The sequence below is a fragment of the Micromonospora matsumotoense genome, assembly GCF_050951065.1.
Lineage (GTDB): Bacteria > Actinomycetota > Actinomycetes > Mycobacteriales > Micromonosporaceae > Micromonospora > Micromonospora matsumotoensis.
The window spans coordinates 5,561,970-5,577,598 of sequence record NZ_CP192025.1; the positions used below are offsets into that span (position 1 = coordinate 5,561,970).

Consider the following 15,629-nt stretch of genomic DNA (forward strand, 5'->3'; position numbering starts at 1 on the left):
CCGCTCCTGACTGAGGCCAAGCGCCTTACGTCGCTGGCAGAGCCGATGTCGCTTCAGAGCCACCCCACGAACTCCCTTCGCCTGCCGTCACTGTAGTAACCATCTGTCGATGTCGCGGGTACGCAGATGCCACATTGATGCGTCAATTCGGCTCCTTGGGTGCTGTGGTTGCTGGTCCGGCTCCCCTCGACGCTGGGATGCATGGCCCGGGGCGGGTGCCGGGCTCCGGGGTGGTGTCGACCCGAACGACACGACCTCGTCCCCGCCCGCCCCGGTGTCCGTCCACCTTCCGCGACGCACAGGGGCGCAGACACGATGACCACCAGGACAGACATCCCCGACGGGGAGCGGGCACCCGGTGACGACCAGCCGGGGCAGGACGTCTGCGGCATGACACCGGCCGAGATCGTCCGCCGCTGGCTGCGGCTGGTGACGGCGGACGCGGAGCTGTCCCCGTACCTCGTGGGGGTGGACCGGGTTCGGCTGGCCGCGCACCTGACGGCGAGCGTCGCCGCCGCGCTCGCCGGGGAGCCGGCGGACGCCTGGGGTGGGCTCGGCCTGTCCGAGGAGCAGCATCGGCGCGTCGGTGACTACCTGGTCGGGGTGTGCTGGGCGGCCGACCTGCCCGACAAACGGATCGCCCAGGTGCGCCGGGCGGTGGCCCGATGAGCGCCACCCACCACCCGCCGTCGGAGCGGTCCGCCGCACTGCCGCAGTCGACGCGGGCCGACGACACCGCCGAGCCGGCAGGGTGGGCCGGCGACAGCGTGCCGGCCCGGGTGACCGAGCACGACCGGCCCTGCCCCGGCACCGCCATCCTGACCGTCCGCCCCTGGTCCCGGCTGGCCTACCGCCCCGGCCAGGCCGTCCCCGTGCACACCGCACACCACCCCGGCCGGTGGCGCTGGTACTCCCCCGCCAACGCCCCACGCCCCGACGGCACCATCGAGCTACATGTCCGCGCGGTGCCCGCCGGCACCGTCTCGGCCAGCCTCGTCAACGAGGTACGCCCCGGCGACCTGCTGCACCTCGGCCCACCTCACGACACCGGCCTGTACCTGCGCGACGGTGACCTGCTGCTGGTCGCGGGCGGCACCGGCCTGGCCCCACTGCGCGCCCTGGTCGAACAGGTCGCCGCCGCCCCTGACGGCCGCCGGGTCACCCTGATCGCCGCCACCCGCACCTTCGCCGACCTGTACGACCCGATCACCCTGGACAGGCTCCAGCAGGCCCACGACTGGCTGACCATCGTGCCCGCCTTCTCCCACGACCCGCACGCCGCACCCGCCGAGCACGGCGACGCGCTCACCCTCGCCCTGCGCCACCACCGACCCCACCACCAGGTGTACGTCTGCGGCCCACCAGCGCTTCTGGACGACGCCCGCCACCGGCTCCCCCTGGCGGGAGTGCCCGAGGACCGCCTCCACCTGCCCCACCCGATGGCCCCGGAGATCCCCCGCTGACACTGTGGCCAGCCCGGACCGGACGTCCGCCCGGTCCTCCTCACGGGGTACTGCAGCGCGCCCGCCCGGTTCGGCGCGCTCGTCGCCGAGACGGTGCCCGCACACCCTGGTCGACGGCCACCGCGCCGACGCCGTCCGCGCCGCTCAGGAGCGGGCGAGCCGGCGCAGCAGCGAGTCCGCGCCCAGCGGGTACGCCCCGTGCCGGCGTACCCCGTCGGCGACCTCCCGGTCGGAGGAGACCACCACCACCGGGCGGCCGGGCGGCTCGGCCCGGACCAGCCGACGGATCAGCTCGTCGGCGGTCTCGCCCTTGCGGGAGAAGAGCACCCGCACCCCGCGCGGGGTGGGCGGCAGGCCGTGCATCCGCTCCGCCCCGTCGAAGACCACCGTCACCTCGTCACCGGTCTGCGCGGCGATCCCGCCGAGCCCGGTGATCAGCCGTTTGCGCTGCTGCTCCAGGGACATCTCACCGAACCCGCGCTTGGTGACGTTGTAGCCGTCGACGACCAGGTGCGCCCGGGGCAGGGCGAGCAGTTGGTCCAGGCGGGCCGGGTCGTCGGTGTCCCGGGCGCGGGTGGCCGGCCCGCTCTGGGCGGTGACCGGGGCGTCGGTGAAGGCGTCGGCCACGAAGTCGGCGGGGAGCTTGTCCACCGGGTCCAGGGCCAGTTCCCGGCGCAGCCCCACGGCGGCCTGGCCGATCGTCTCCAGCAGCAGCCACAGCCGGGCGTCGTCGACCGAGCGGGCCTCCTTGGCGCTGGCCTTGGCCACCCCGGCCGCCGCCTCGGCCTCGGCCAGCCGGGCCCGCGCCCGGCGCAGTTCGGCGTCGCTGTCGGCGGCGGCCCGGGTGGCCCGGCCGCGTTCGGTGGCGAGCAGTTCGTTGGCCCGGCGTTCCCGGGTCTGGGTCTCCCGCAGGCTGCGCTGGAGCTGCCGGGACTCCTCCCGGAGCTGGCCCAACTCCTCGCGGACCCGGGCCAGTTCGTCGCGGAGCTTCTCCGCCTCGACCCGGGCCACCGCCCGGTCGTGCTCGGCCCGGGTGGCCCGTTGCTCGGCCTCCCGGACCAGCTCGGCGACGACCGCGCTGTCCGCCTCGGCGCGGACCGCCGCGCCGCTGGCGTCGATCAGCTCCCGCCAGCCCCGGGGTCGGACCAGGTAGGCCAGGGCGGCCACCTCGACCGGGTCGGCGGCGGCCGGCGCGGTGCCCTCGACCACGGCCGCGCCGAGGTCACCGGCGTCGGCCAGCACCCGGGCGGTGACCCGCTGCCGGAACAGCGGGTCGGCGGTGAGCTGGGCGGCGATGACCGAACCTCCGAGCCGGGCCCGGCGGTTCGGGGCGAACTTCGCCACCCGGCGCAGCGGCACCGGCACCTCGTCGGCGGGCAGACCGGGCAGGACGGCGGCGGTGAGCGCCACGATCCGCTGCCGGACCGACTCGGGCAGGGTGGGCTCCGGCTCCGGCAGACCAGCCTCGGACTCGGGCAGGCCAGCCTCGGACTCGGGCAGGGTGGGCTCGGGCAGGGTGGGCTCGGGCTCGGGCGCCCCCGCACCCGAGTCCCCGCCGGCCTCGGGCGCGGCGACGGACGACCCCTCCTCCGGGAGGTGGTCGTCGTACGGCTCGGTGAGGGGCATGGGGCAAGTCTCCCACCGCGACCGGGCCCACCGCCGGATGAGTGAGCCGATCTCTCATCCTATGCCGGCAGGGGCCCTTGGGGCTGCGGTGACGGGAGTGTCGCACCGAACGGTTAACCTGCCGCCCGTGGCACCTGGGGAGTACGTCCAGCAGACCCTGGCCGGCCTGGACCAGTCGGCCGGCGGCGTCGATCCGGCCCTGCCGTTGTATGCAACGACGTTCGTGGTGGTCGACCTGGAGACCACCGGCGGCTCACCCGACGGCGGGGGGATCACCGAGATCGGCGCGGTCAAGGTGCGCGGCGGCGAGGAGCTGGGGGTGCTCGCCACCCTGGTCAACCCGGGGGTGCCGATCCCGCCGTTCATCACCGTGCTGACCGGGATCACCCAGGCCATGCTGATCCCCGCCCCGCCGATCGAGGAGGTGCTGCCGAGTTTCCTGGAGTTCATCGCCGACGCCGTGCTGGTGGCCCACAACGCGCCCTACGATGTCGGGTTCCTCAAGGCCGCCTGCGCGAAGCACGGCTACCGCTGGCCCAACCCCCGGGTGCTGGACACGGCGGCGCTGGCCCGCCGGGTGCTCAGCCGCGACGAGGTGCCCAACCGCAAGCTGGGCACCCTGGCCGCCTACTTCCGCACCACCACCCAACCCACCCACCGGGCGCTGGACGATGCCAAGGCGACGGTGGACGTGCTGCACGGGCTGATCGCCCGCCTCGGCGGGCACCGGGTCGACACGGTCGGCGAGGCGATCGAGTTCGCCCGGGCGGTCTCCCCCACCCAGCGGCGCAAGCGGCACCTGGCCGACGGGCTGCCCAAGGCACCCGGGGTCTACATCTTCCGGGCCGCCGACGACCGGCCGCTCTACGTGGGCACCTCCGGCGACATCGCCACCCGGGTCCGCAGCTACTTCACCGCCGCCGAGAAGCGGGCCCGGATGTCGGAGATGCTGGCCGCCGCCGAGCGGGTGGAAGCGGTGGAGTGCGCCCACCCGCTGGAGGCGGAGGTACGCGAGCTGCGGTTGATCGCCGCGCACGCGCCGCCGTACAACCGCCGGTCGAAGTATCCGGAGCGGATGGTGTGGCTCAAGCTGACCGACGGGCCGTACCCCCGGCTGTCGGTGGTGCGTGGCCTGGCCCCCGGTGACACCGCCTACCTGGGCCCGTTCCGCTCCAAACAGGCCGCCGAGCTGGCCGCCGCCGGGTTCCACGACGCGGTGCCGCTGCGGCAGTGCACCCACCGGCTGTCGCTGCGCACGGTCACGCCGGCCTGCGCGCTGGCCGAGCTGGGCCGCTGCCCGGCACCCTGCGAGCACCGGATCACCCCGCAGGAGTACGACGACCGCGCGGTCGCCCCGTTCCGCACCGCCACCACCAGCGACCCGCAGGTGGTGGTGGACGCCCTGCTGGCCCGGATCGAGGCGCTGGCGACCACGCAGCGCTACGAGGAGGCGGCGGTGGTGCGGTCCCGGCTGGCGGCGGTGCTGCGGGCCGCTGTCCGGATGCAGCGGCTGGCCGCGTTGACCCGGATCGCCGAGCTGGCCGCCGCCCGGCCCGCCGCCGGGGGTGGCTGGGAGTTGGCGCTGGTCCGGCACGGGCGGCTCGCCGGCGCCGGGGTGTCCCCGCCGGGCGTCCATCCGCGACCGACGATCACCGCGATCCGGGCCACCGCCGAGACGGTGGAGCCGGGCGGGCACGGTCCGGTGCCCCGGGCCACCGCCGAGGAGACCGAGCGGATCCTGTCCTGGTTGGAGCGACCGGAGACCCGGCTGGTCGAGATGACCTCCGTTTGGTCGTCCCCGGTGGCCGGCGCGGGGCGGTTCCGTGACCTGCTGGCGAAGGCCGAGGGCGGGGGGTCCCACCAACTCTCGACCGAACGCCCATGAGCAAGTGACCGATCGGACGACCTCGCCTCGCTTAGTCTGTTAAGGGAGTGCAGTCCTGCCCGTTTCGTGGGCCTGCTTCCGGTTACCGGGGACGGTGACCGTGGAGCCGGGGTGAGGAGGTGTCCCTCGTGGACGTCGACGCCGGACACGGCGCCGCCCTGGGGGGTGCGCTCCCGGCCCAGCCGGGTGAGTTGCCCCTGACCCGGCGGCTCCGGTCCCTGTTGAGTTGGCCGGCCAACGACGCCGACCCGGTGACCCAGCTCGTCCGCACCCACCGCGGCATCCATTCCAGCGCGGACGCCTCGGTGCTACGCCGGGCGTACACGATCGCCGAGAACATGCACCGTGGTCAGTTCCGCAAGAGCGGCGAGCCGTACATCACCCATCCGCTGGCGGTCGCCCAGATCTGCGCCGACCTCGGGATGGACACCACCACCCTGGTCGCGGCGCTGCTGCACGACACGGTGGAGGACACCCGCTACACCCTCCAGGCGCTCAGCGAGGACTTCGGGCACGAGGTGGCGCACCTGGTCGACGGGGTGACCAAGTTCGACAAGGCGTTCTACGGCAAGGCCGCCGAGGCGGAGACGATCCGCAAGATGATCATCGCGGCCGGCAAGGACGTCCGGGTGCTGATCATCAAGCTGGCCGACCGGCTGCACAACATGCGCACCCTCGGGGTCCGCTCGGCCGCCTCCCGGGAGCGGATCGCCCGCAAGACCCAGGAGGTGCTGGTCCCGCTCTGCGACCGGCTCGGCATCCAGACCCTCAAGCGCGACCTGGACGACGTGGTGCTGCTGCACCTGGAGCCCGACGAGCACGCCCGGCTGGCCCGGCACGTGCACGACCGGCCCGGCTGGGACGCCTACCTCGACGACGTGGTGGCCCAGGCCAAGGTGTCGCTCCGCCGCAGCCGGGTCGACGCCGAGGTGAGCGTCCGCCCCCGGCACCTCTACTCGATCTGGAAGGACACCGTGGCCGGCGGGCACGCCATCCCGTACGACCTGCCCCGGATCGTGATCGTGGTGGACGGCCCGGCAACCGACTGTTACGCCGCCCTCGGCGCGGTGCACGGGCGCTGGCGGCCGATCCCCGGCCGGTTCAAGGACTTCATCGCCTCCCCCAAGAACAACCTCTACCGGTCCCTGCACACCAGCGTCTGCGGCCCGCAGGACCGCACGGTCGAGGTGCTGATCCGCACCCGGGAGATGCACCGCTGTGCCGAGTACGGGGTGGCTGCCGACTTCCGCTTCCCCCGCGCCGCCACGGGGGGCAGCCAGACCGACCAGCTCTCCTGGCTGCGCCGGGTGCTCGACTGGGAACAGGAGGCGCCCGACCCGGTCCAGTTCCTCCAGTCGTTGCGGTGCGACCTGGCCGAGGCGCAGATCCAGGTGGTCGCCGACGGCCGGCAGGTGGTGCTCCCGGCCGGGGCCACCCCGGTCGACCTGGCGTACGAGCTGGGCACCGAGCGGGGCGACCACTGCCTCGCCGCGCGGATCAACGGCCGGCTCGCCCCGCTGGCGTCCGAACTGGACGAGGGCGACGTCGTGGAGATCTACTCGGAGAACGACGCGGAGAGCGGTTTCGCGGCGGACGTCGCCCCCCGGGGCCCCCGTCGCGAGTGGCTCGACTTCGTCAAGTCGCCGCACGCGCAGATGCAGATCAGCCGCTGGTTCACCGAGCACGTCGAGCCCGGCATCTCGATCGCCGACAAGGTCCGCCTGGGGCGGGCCACCATCGGCCTGGCGCTGCGCACGCACCACCGAGGGCTGGCCAGCGACCTGCCGTTGCTGCGGCTGTCGGAGGAACTCGGCTACCCCGACCTGGAGACCCTGCTGGTCGCGGTCTTCGACCGGGCGGTCGAGCCGGACACCGTGGTCCGTCAGCTCATCGACCTTGTCGACCATCGACAGTGAATCCCTGGCCGGGTGACCGGTCGCCCCGCACCCCACGACAGCGCACCGACGGCCTAGCCTGGAGCCATGATCCTCCGTTCCCGCGCCACCGGCCGGGCCGTCGCGTACAAGGTCTTCTACCGGCTGCCGGTCTCGGTGCGGCGTCGCCTGGTCCGGCTCGCCGGGCCCAAGTACGTCGTCGGCGCGGTGACCCTGGTCCGGGACAGCGAGGCCGGCGGGGCCGGCCGGCTCCTGCTGCTGCGCCAACCCCCCGGGCACAGCTGGACGTTGCCCGCCGGGCTGCTCCAACGCGGTGAGGCCCCGGTCGTCGGGGCGGCCCGCGAGCTGCACGAGGAGTCCGGGGTGCGGCTCGCCCCGGAGCAGCTCCGCCCGGCCGTGCCGAACGCCCTGGTGCACGCCCGGGGCTGGGTGGACATGGTCTTCGAGGTGGAGGTGCCCGCCGCCACCACCACGCTGAAGGTGGACGGCGCGGAGGTCTTCGAGGCGGCCTGGCACCCGCTGGACGACCTCCCCCGGCTGAGCCGGGCCACCGCCAACCTGCTCGGCCACTACGGCATCGGGCCGCAGGCCGGCCAACCGACGACGTGACCGCCCCGGACGGCCTGTGCGCGGTGGTGCTCGCCGCCGGTGAGGGCACCCGGCTGCGCCCGCTCACCGCCCGGGTGCCCAAGGCGCTCTGCCCGGTCGGCAACGTGCCACTGCTGGACCGGGCCCTGGCACGGCTCGCCGGCCTGGGCCTGACCGGACCGGACCGGGTCGCGGTGAACGCCTGCTACCTCGCCGACCAGGTGGTGGCGCACGTCGGCGACCGGGCGCACCTGTCGGTGGAGCCGGGCGATCCGCTGGGCACCGCGGGGGGCCTGGGCAACCTGCGGGACTGGATCGCCGGCCGGGGGGTGCTGGTCGGCAACGCCGACGCCTACCTGGCCGATCCCCGGGTCGCCCCCGGCCCGGACATCGCGGCGCTGCTGGCCGGCTGGGACCACCGGTCCGTACGGCTGCTCGGTCGGCCGGCCCCGGACCCGACCGCTCCCGGCACCTTCGACGGGCACGTCTTCACCGGCTTCTCACTGCTGCCCTGGCACCGGGTGCGGGAACTGCCGGCCCGCTTCGGCGACCTGGTCCGCACGGTGTGGCGGCCGGCCGAGGCGGTCGGTGAGCTGACCGTGGTGCCGTACCCCGGCACGTTCTTCGACACCGGCACCCCGGCCGACTACCTGGCGGCCAACCTGCATGCCGCCGGCGACGATGCCCTGATCGCCCCGGACGCCACCGTGACCGGCCGGGCCCGGCGCGCGGTGGTCGGTGCGGGCGCGGTGGTGCGCGGCGACGTGGAGCGGGTGGTGGTCTGGCCCGGCGCGACGGTCGGCCCGGACGAACGGCTGCGCGACGTGATCCGGGCCGACGGCCTCACCGTGGCCGCCGTACCGGGCGGGCCTTGATCGCCGGTGTCAGAATCACCAGCATGCAGCCTTCCGCCCCCCGGATCACCCTGTCGGTCGGCTACCGGTCGGGCCGTACCGGTCGCATCGTGTCGTTGCTGGTGCTGGGTGCCATCCTGACGGTCGGTTGCGGCTGTGTCGGCGCCTTCATCGGGACCGGCCTGAACGCGGCGGCCGGCAACAACACCTCGGGCAGCACGGCGGTGCCGGCGCTCGTCGCGCTCCTGTCGGCCGCGCTCGTCATGCTCCTCATCGGCCTGCTGGTGACGAGCGTCGTGCGGGCCGGCGCCTGGCTGGAGGGCACCCGGCTCACCGTGGTCAGGCTCGCCTCCAAGACCGTCGACCTGCGGGCCGCCCGGTCGGTGTCGTTGCGCGCTACGGCCATCGCGCAGACCGGCGTCTCCAGCGACGGCGGGCTGGTCGCCACCGGCGCGGTCACCCGGACCCCGGTGCTCACCGTCAGCACCGACACCGGCACCGTCAAGCTGGGGCTGCGCAGCAAGGAGAGCCTGCTCATCCCACCCCCCGAGATGTACGCCCTGGCCGCCGCGCTGGACACCGCCCGCTGCCCGGGGGCGGCGGAGGCGGCCGGTTGGCTGCGCGCCATGGCCGCCGACCCGCGCACCATGCTGCTCTGACCCGCACTCCGGGCCCGGCACGCCCGCAACTGCTCTGACCCGGGCCCGGCACGCCCGCAACCCACCGCCCCGATCAGCCCGCCGCCCTGCCTCCACCACTGCGGCCCTCCACCACTGCGGCCCGCCCGGGTTCGTCCCGCCGCCAACCCGGTCTTGGTCGACTCAAGATCGCCGGTCTTGCGGTATCTAATCGGTCGGATAACGCTGGAACAGCGACATTGCGACGGTCCGGCCATCGGTGCTCCGACAGGCCACGCGTTCGGGCGCCACAACAGCAGCCGTTCGCGGCGGGCTCGCGACGGTGTCGGCGAGCCCGCCGCTGCCGGGTTCAGTGAGTCCTCGGCAACGACGTCGCGGGCCAGGCAGGCCAGCAGACCGCCTCCGGACCTCGGGCTTCGCGGGCCAGGCAGGCCAGCGGTTCGTCCGGGCGGCGGGCCATGCGGATAGGCGAGCCTTCACCACCCACACTATGTGGCGCGACGTGTATGCCTGGCTGGCATAAATATGCCCGGCAGGCATACACCCTTCCGTCCGATGTTCACGCCGAGGGCTGGCGCGCTCGCAGCAGACCCCTACCGGATTGCTCACCGGCCGTCACCCGAACACTCGCCAGCCCTACCTGGGGAGCCCGACCAGCCAATTCGCCCGCCTCCGCCACACGTCGAGCAACCAGTAGATGCGAGGTCAGGAGCAGACGGCAGGGGCAAGGGCCAGAGGCGAGGAGCAGAGGCGAGGAGCAGAGGGCAGGGCGAGGAGCAGAGGGCAGAGGGACAGGGCGAGGAGCAGGGGGCAGGGGCGAGGGACGGGGACAACCGGGAGAGGCAGCTGGGTGCGGCACTAGCATGGTCAACGACACCAGGCCGGCGTCGCGCCGGGCACGACGAACGGAGAATCGTCCAGTGATCACCGCGATCGTCCTGATCGACTGCGCCACCGACTCGATCCCCGAGGTGGCCGAGAACCTGGCCAATCTGCCCGGCGTCAGCGAGGTCTACTCGGTGGCCGGGCACGTCGACCTGATCGCCATCGTCCGGGTCCGGGAGTTCGAGCAGACCGCCGAGGTCATCGCCGGCAGCATCTCCAAGATGCCCGGGGTGCTCAACACCGAGTCGCACATCGCCTTCCGCGCCTACTCCCAGCACGACCTGGAGGAGGCGTTCGCCATCGGCCTGGCCAGCGCCGACTGACCGACGTCACCGGCACGGCGGCCAACGCCGGCGCACCGCCGGGCCGACCGCCCGACCCCACACCGGCCCGACCCCACACCGGCCCGACCCGACGCCGACCGGCACCGCCGCACCGCCCGACCCGGCACCGACCAGCACCGACCGATGCCATCGGTCGCGGGCACCGGCAGGCACGACGGTGGCCGGCCCCGGGGGACCGGCCACCATCAGGTGGTACGAGACGTCAGCTGTTGTCCGGGGCGGGCGTCTCGGTGATGCCACCCGGTTGGGGTGACTCCGTGGTGCCACCCGGGGCCGGGGACTCGGTCGTGGCGCCCGGTGCCGGCGTACCGCTGCCACCGGGGCTCGCGGTGCCGCTGGCACTGGTCTGCGGGACCGGGATGCCCAACTCCTGGGCCAGGGCCACCAGCGCGTCGTAGTGCGCCTGCAACACCGGCAGCGCGTCCTGCGCCAACTGGACCACCGACTGCTCGGAGCCCTGCGAGATCTCCGTCTGGGTGGCCTGGATGGCCTGCACGTGACCGGCCAGCTCAGCGGTCACCCACGCCTTGTCGAAGGCAGCTCCGTTGAGGCCGTTGAGCTTGTCGATCACCTTCTGCTGATCGGCCGTCGGCGCGTTCGGCAGGGTCACGTTCAGCTGCTGCGCGGTGCTCTGCACCGTCTGGTCGAGCTGGGTGTGATCCGTGACGAACTGCTGGCCCAACTGCTTGACCTGCTCGTTCTGCCCCTTCTTCTGGGCCAGGTTCCCGGTGACGATCTCCGCCAGGTTCACCTGGTGCACCGCCTGCAGGTACTGGGTGTCCTGCGCCGACGGCTGCGCGGCGGCCTGCGCGGCAGCCGCGGGTGCCAGGCCGACCACCGCCAGCGTGGCCAGCAGTCCCAGGCGTTTGATACCCAACATGTTTCCTCCCCGTTTTCGTTGGACCGCACGGATACCCGGCTGGCGAGGGTTAATCCTGTGCTTTCCACCCGTTGGGGTCCGGTCGCGCCGGCCCACCGGGCCGGGAAACGGACACCGCACCGGACCCCCGCCGGACCGGAGACGGACGAGGCAGGCCGGGCAACGGACGAGGCGCCCGCCGGAATCCTCCGGCGGGCGCCTCGGTCGAGTGGATCGGGGAGGTCAGCGGCGGGACTCGCCGCTGCCGATCTCCGCCCGCTCCGGGCGGGGTTCCACCGGCGGGTGCCCCGGCGAGACCGGCGCCTCGACCGGCTTCTCGATCGGGTAGAAGAAGCCCCGGATCGCCGGGCCGAGCGCCCCGAGCCGGTTCATCTTCTTGGGTACCACCCAGCCGACGTAGTCCAGCTCGGCGTGCCCGTGACCGTCGACAGCGCTGAGCGGCTGGTGGATCTCCTCGAACCGGCCGTCGGGCAGGCGACGGATGATGCCGGTCTCCACACCGTGGGCCAGCACCTCCCGGTCGTGCTGCTGCAGACCGAGGCAGATCCGGTACGCGACGTAGTACGCCAACGGCGGGACGATCAGCAGGCCGATCCGGCCCGCCCAGGTCATCGCGTTCAGGCTGATGTGGAACTTGTCGGCGATCACGTCGTTGGCGCCGGAGAGCGTCAGCACGATGTAGAAGGCGACGGCCATCGCGCCCACCGCGGTCCGGGCCGGGACGTCCCGGGGCCGCTGCAGCAGGTTGTGGTGCCGGTAGTCCTTGAGCTGCCGGGCCTCCACGAACGGGTAGAGCGTGGAGAGCCCGACCAGGATGCCCGGCAGCACGACCGTCGGCCAGAACAGCGGCGGGATGACGTACCCGTTGCCGATCGGGATGTTGATCTCCCAGGCGGGCATCAGTCGGGTCGAGCCGTCGAGGAACATGACGTACCAGTCGGGCTGGCTGGCGGCCGAGACCACCCACGCCTCGTACGGGCCGAAATACCAGATCGGGTTGATCTGGAACAGACCACCCATCAGGGCGATCACGCCGAAGACGACCATGAAGAAGCCGCCCTGCTTGAGCGCGTAGCGCGGGAACATCCGCTCGCCGACCACGTTCTCGTTGGTCCGGCCGGGGCCGGGCCACTGGGTGTGCTTCTGCTTGAACACCAGGCCCAGGTGGGCGCTGATCAGGGCGACCAGCAGACCCGGGATCAGCAGCACGTGGGCGATGAAGAACCGGCTGATGATGATCTCACCGGGGAACTCGCCCCCGAAGATCGACGAGGTGACCCAGGAGCCGATCACCGGGATCGACAGCATGATGCCGGAGGCGATCCGCAGACCCGTGCCGGACAGACCGTCGTCCGGCAGCGAGTAGCCGGAGAAGCCGGCCAGGAAGCCGACCCAGAACAGCAGCGAGCCGATGATCCAGTTGGTCTCCCGCGGCTTGCGGAACGCGCCGGTGAAGAAGACCCGCATCATGTGCACCACGATCGCGGCCATGAACAGCAGCGCCGACCAGTGGTGCATCTGCCGCATGATCAGGCCACCCCGGACATCGAACGAGATGTCCAGGCTGGAGGCGTACGCGGCGGACATCGGGGTGCCCCGCAGCGGGGCGTAACTGCCGTTGTAGACCACCTCGGTCATCGCCGGCTCGTAGAAGAAGGTCAGGAAGACACCGGTCAGCAGCAGCACGACGAACGAGAAGAGCGCGATCTCGCCGAGCAGGAACGACCAGTGGTCCGGGAAGACCTTGTTGAGCAGCTTGCGCAGCGGGGTGGCGACCTGGAAGCGGTCGTCCACTCCCCCGGCGGCCTTGCCCGGCACCGCTGCTACGTCAAACTTTCGGCGCTTCATGGCCGCTCCCAGAAGTCGGGGCCGACGGTTTCGGTGTAGTCGGACTTCGCCACGAAGAAGCCTTCCTCGTCCACCTCGATCGGCAGCTGGGGCAGCCGCCGGCTCGCCGGGCCGAAGACCGGACGGGCGTTGTCGGTGATCAGGAACTGGCTCTGGTGACACGGGCAGAGCAGCCGGTTGGTCTGCTGCTCGTACAGGCTCGCCGGGCAGCCGGCGTGCGTGCAGATCTTGGAGTACGCCGCGTAGTTGCCCCACATGTAGTCACCGTGGCCGACCCGCGAGTTGGCCTGCCGGGACTTCTCCGCGTCGGTCTCCCGCAGGTGGATCAGCAGCGTCGGCGAGTCGGCGTGCTTGTTGCTCACGCCGTGCTCGATGCCGGGGAAGACGGTCAGCTGGCCACCGGCGCTGACGTCGGCGGGGCGGATCGGCCGGCCGTCCTCGCGGACCAGCCGGATCTTCTTGCCCTCGGCCGGCGCGAACCCGGTGGTGAACATCTGGTTGTTCTTGTGCGGGTTGGAGATCAGGCCACCGATCAGCGGGGCCGCGGCGACCGCACCGACCGGCAGCAGACCGGCGACCAGCGAGACACCGAGCAGCGGACGACGCCGCACCCCCATCTCGTCGGCCAGGTAGAGCATGGTCTCGCCGGTGATCTTCCGGTCCTCCGCCGACCCGGGACCGTCGTGCCGGTCCTGGATCGAGACCTCCTTGGGCAGCAACTTCTTGCCCCAGGTGAGGATGCCGAAGCCGATGCCGAGCAGAGCGACGCCCAAGGTGAGGCCGAGCAGCGGGGTGTACCACTTGTCACCGCCGCGACCCGGCTCGTACTCCCAGGGCCACCAGATGTAGACGACCAGGAACGCCGTGGCGGCCAGGCCGGTGAGCAGGAACATCGCCGCGACCGTACGGGTCAGCCGGCGCTCGGCCTTGCTGCCCGGGACGACCTGCTCCTCGTAGTGGACGATCTCGATGTCGTCCCGGCGGGCGCCCTCGGTGACGATGTCGAACCGGGAGAGCCGGGGGTCGTGGACGTCGAGCGGCTCCCGACCCTGCGGGGCGTGCTGCTCGGTCTGGGTGCTCATGCCGTCACCTCGCTACGGGCGGTGCCGGCGCACGGCACCACGGCAATGCTGTTGACTATCCGCCCGGTCACGACTTGCCCGCAATCCACAGGCTCGCGAAGACCAGCGCGACGATGCCCACCAGGAAGATCGCCAGGCCCTCGGTGGACGGGCCGTACCGGCCGAGGTTGAAGCCGCCCTGGTCCTGGTCGGCCTTCAGGGACTCCTGGATGTAGGCGATGATGTCCGCCTTCTGCTCCGGGGTGATCTGGTTGTCGCCGAACACCGGCATGTTCTGCGGGCCGCTGAGCATCGCGGCGTAGATCTGCGCGTCGCTGGCCGGCGCGAGGCTCGGGGCGTACTTGCCCGAGGAGAGCGCGCCGCCGCCACCACCGAAGGCGTGGCACTGCGAGCAGTTGATCCGGAACAGCTCGCCACCGGTGGACAGGTTGGCACCCTCGCGGAGGTTGCCCTGCGGGACCTGCGGGCCGCCGCCGAGTTCCTGGATGTACTGGCCGAGCTGGCGTACCTGCTCGTCGGTGAAGACCGGCGGCTTGCGCATGGCCTGCGCCTCCTGCCGGGCCATCGGCATCCGACCGCTGCTGACCTGGAACTCCACCGAGGCGGAGCCGACACCGATCAGGCTCGGGCCACGACCCTCGACGCCCTGGGCGTTACGGCCGTGGCAGGTCACGCAGCTCACGTCGAACAGCGCCCGGCCCTCGGCCGCGGCGCCGGTCAGCGGCGGGTTTTCCTGCGCCTGCACGCCGGGGGCGAAGACGGTGTAGGCGCCGCCGGCCAGCGTCAACGCGGCGATCAGCCGGAACGCCGCGCCCAGCCGGCGGCGGCCCCTGCTGCGCGCCGCGGGCCGCCCGCGCAGGCGCGCGAGCAGACCGCGTCGGCGGTCGTTGTCAGAAGTCATGACCTGTGTCCTTAACCGGTTGGACCTTGTCTCAGGGGACGGAGCAGCGGCGCGGAACGTGACACGCCAAGATCACTGAAGCCAGTAGATCATGGCGTAGAGCCCGATCCACACGACGTCGACGAAGTGCCAGTAGTACGACACGACGATCGCCGACGTGGCCTGGGCCGGAGTGAACCGGCCCATGGTCGTGCGGATCATGAAGATGATGAAGGCGATGAGACCGCCGGTCACGTGCAGGCCGTGGAAGCCGGTGGTGAGGTAGAACATCGACCCGTAACCGTCTTCGTTGATCTTCACGCCCTCGTGCACCAGGGTCAGGTACTCGTTCGCCTGGCCGAGCACGAAGATCAGGCCCATCACGAAGGTGAGCGTGAACCAGCGCCGCAGGGCGTGGACGTCACCCTTCTCGGCCGCGAAGACACCGAGCTGGCAGGTCACCGAGGACAGCACCAGGATCACCGTGAAGGTGGTCGCATAGGGGATGTTGAGTACCTCGGTGTGCTTCTCCCACTGCTCCGGCGCCGCCGCACGGATCGAGAAGTACATCGCGAACAGCGCCGCGAAGAACATGAGTTCGCTGGAGAGCCACACGATCGTCCCGACGCTGACCATGTTGGGCCGTGTCAGAGAGTGGATCCGGCTCTTGTCAATGGCTGGGGCCGCAGTCACGCGGTCATTATTGCCCTTGACCGGGGCGGGCGATCAGCGGGGGGCCAAACCCGGGTGAGGGATGGCCC

At 72.2% G+C, this 15,629-nt stretch carries 14 protein-coding genes; 8 read left to right on the forward strand and 6 right to left on the reverse strand.

Annotation, left to right across the window (positions count from 1 at the left end; translation table 11 throughout):
* The first annotated feature begins 315 nt into the window (after nucleotides 1-315).
* Nucleotides 316-669: a hypothetical protein gene (locus tag ACQP1S_RS23465; RefSeq protein ID WP_432899201.1), complete on the forward strand. Its 354-nt coding sequence runs from the start codon at nucleotides 316-318 to the stop codon at nucleotides 667-669.
* On the forward strand, nucleotides 666-1,463 hold the full coding sequence (locus tag ACQP1S_RS23470) for an FAD-binding oxidoreductase (protein WP_432899204.1): 798 nt from the start codon (nucleotides 666-668) through the stop codon (nucleotides 1,461-1,463). Before ACQP1S_RS23465 ends, ACQP1S_RS23470 begins: the two co-directional genes overlap by 4 nt.
* A 144-nt stretch (nucleotides 1,464-1,607) precedes the next feature.
* Here ACQP1S_RS23470 and ACQP1S_RS23475 read toward each other — a convergent pair whose 3' ends face one another.
* Complete coding sequence (locus ACQP1S_RS23475; protein WP_432908243.1) at nucleotides 1,608-2,963, reverse strand: NYN domain-containing protein; 1,356 nt, start codon at nucleotides 2,961-2,963, stop codon at nucleotides 1,608-1,610.
* A 253-nt stretch (nucleotides 2,964-3,216) separates the two neighbouring features.
* Here ACQP1S_RS23475 and ACQP1S_RS23480 point away from each other — a divergent pair, with 253 nt between their 5' ends.
* From ACQP1S_RS23480 to ACQP1S_RS23505, 6 genes are all read left to right on the forward strand, one after another.
* Nucleotides 3,217-4,974, forward strand: coding sequence for a DEDD exonuclease domain-containing protein (locus ACQP1S_RS23480; protein ID WP_432899207.1), 1,758 nt, complete (start codon nucleotides 3,217-3,219; stop codon nucleotides 4,972-4,974).
* A gap of 128 nt (nucleotides 4,975-5,102) precedes the next feature.
* Nucleotides 5,103-6,890, forward strand: coding sequence for a RelA/SpoT family protein (locus ACQP1S_RS23485; RefSeq protein WP_432908246.1), 1,788 nt, complete (start codon nucleotides 5,103-5,105; stop codon nucleotides 6,888-6,890).
* Between the two features lie 66 nt (nucleotides 6,891-6,956).
* Nucleotides 6,957-7,478, forward strand: coding sequence for an NUDIX domain-containing protein (locus ACQP1S_RS23490; protein ID WP_357776702.1), 522 nt, complete (start codon nucleotides 6,957-6,959; stop codon nucleotides 7,476-7,478).
* The gene (locus tag ACQP1S_RS23495) at nucleotides 7,475-8,332 is read left to right on the forward strand and encodes a sugar phosphate nucleotidyltransferase (RefSeq protein WP_432899210.1); all 858 of its coding nucleotides are present in this window, start codon (nucleotides 7,475-7,477) and stop codon (nucleotides 8,330-8,332) included. The genes ACQP1S_RS23490 and ACQP1S_RS23495 overlap by 4 nt, the downstream gene beginning before the upstream one ends.
* A gap of 23 nt (nucleotides 8,333-8,355) precedes the next feature.
* Nucleotides 8,356-8,970 (forward strand): hypothetical protein, encoded by a 615-nt coding sequence (locus tag ACQP1S_RS23500; protein WP_432899213.1) that lies wholly within the window; start codon nucleotides 8,356-8,358, stop codon nucleotides 8,968-8,970.
* Between the two features lie 899 nt (nucleotides 8,971-9,869).
* A complete protein-coding gene (locus tag ACQP1S_RS23505; protein WP_091237714.1) occupies nucleotides 9,870-10,157 on the forward strand; it encodes an Lrp/AsnC family transcriptional regulator in 288 nt (95 codons plus the stop codon).
* A gap of 223 nt (nucleotides 10,158-10,380) precedes the next feature.
* On the opposite strand, the gene ACQP1S_RS23510 is transcribed toward ACQP1S_RS23505, so the two are convergent.
* The 5 genes from ACQP1S_RS23510 to ctaE form a co-directional block, all read right to left on the reverse strand.
* On the reverse strand, nucleotides 10,381-11,058 hold the full coding sequence (locus tag ACQP1S_RS23510; protein WP_432899216.1) for a DUF4142 domain-containing protein: 678 nt from the start codon (nucleotides 11,056-11,058) through the stop codon (nucleotides 10,381-10,383).
* A gap of 222 nt (nucleotides 11,059-11,280) precedes the next feature.
* Nucleotides 11,281-12,906 (reverse strand): cytochrome bc1 complex cytochrome b subunit, encoded by a 1,626-nt coding sequence (gene qcrB / locus ACQP1S_RS23515; protein WP_432899219.1) that lies wholly within the window; start codon nucleotides 12,904-12,906, stop codon nucleotides 11,281-11,283.
* A complete protein-coding gene (gene qcrA, locus ACQP1S_RS23520; protein ID WP_432899222.1) occupies nucleotides 12,903-13,988 on the reverse strand; it encodes a cytochrome bc1 complex Rieske iron-sulfur subunit in 1,086 nt (361 codons plus the stop codon). Before qcrA ends, qcrB begins: the two co-directional genes overlap by 4 nt.
* A 67-nt stretch (nucleotides 13,989-14,055) precedes the next feature.
* Entirely contained in the window at nucleotides 14,056-14,889 is an 834-nt protein-coding gene (gene qcrC / locus ACQP1S_RS23525; RefSeq protein WP_091237731.1) for a cytochrome bc1 complex diheme cytochrome c subunit, read from the reverse strand.
* A gap of 72 nt (nucleotides 14,890-14,961) precedes the next feature.
* Nucleotides 14,962-15,561 carry an aa3-type cytochrome oxidase subunit III gene (ctaE, locus tag ACQP1S_RS23530; RefSeq protein WP_067314692.1) on the reverse strand — a complete coding sequence of 200 codons (600 nt, stop codon included), beginning with the start codon at nucleotides 15,559-15,561 and terminating at the stop codon, nucleotides 14,962-14,964.
* Nucleotides 15,562-15,629: the final 68 nt, after the last annotated feature.

Bases quoted from the DNA above. Each gene is read 5' to 3' on its own strand.
- qcrA (WP_432899222.1), bottom strand. From the start codon at position 13,988: ATGAGCACCCAGACCGAGCAGCACGCCCCGCAGGGTCGGGAGCCGCTC.
- ACQP1S_RS23500 (WP_432899213.1), top strand. From the start codon at position 8,356: ATGCAGCCTTCCGCCCCCCGGATCACCCTGTCGGTCGGCTACCGGTCG.
- qcrB (WP_432899219.1), bottom strand. From the start codon at position 12,906: ATGAAGCGCCGAAAGTTTGACGTAGCAGCGGTGCCGGGCAAGGCCGCC.
- ACQP1S_RS23470 (WP_432899204.1), top strand. From the start codon at position 666: ATGAGCGCCACCCACCACCCGCCGTCGGAGCGGTCCGCCGCACTGCCG.
- ACQP1S_RS23490 (WP_357776702.1), top strand. From the start codon at position 6,957: ATGATCCTCCGTTCCCGCGCCACCGGCCGGGCCGTCGCGTACAAGGTC.
- qcrC (WP_091237731.1), bottom strand. From the start codon at position 14,889: ATGACTTCTGACAACGACCGCCGACGCGGTCTGCTCGCGCGCCTGCGC.
- ACQP1S_RS23465 (WP_432899201.1), top strand. From the start codon at position 316: ATGACCACCAGGACAGACATCCCCGACGGGGAGCGGGCACCCGGTGAC.
- ACQP1S_RS23510 (WP_432899216.1), bottom strand. From the start codon at position 11,058: ATGTTGGGTATCAAACGCCTGGGACTGCTGGCCACGCTGGCGGTGGTC.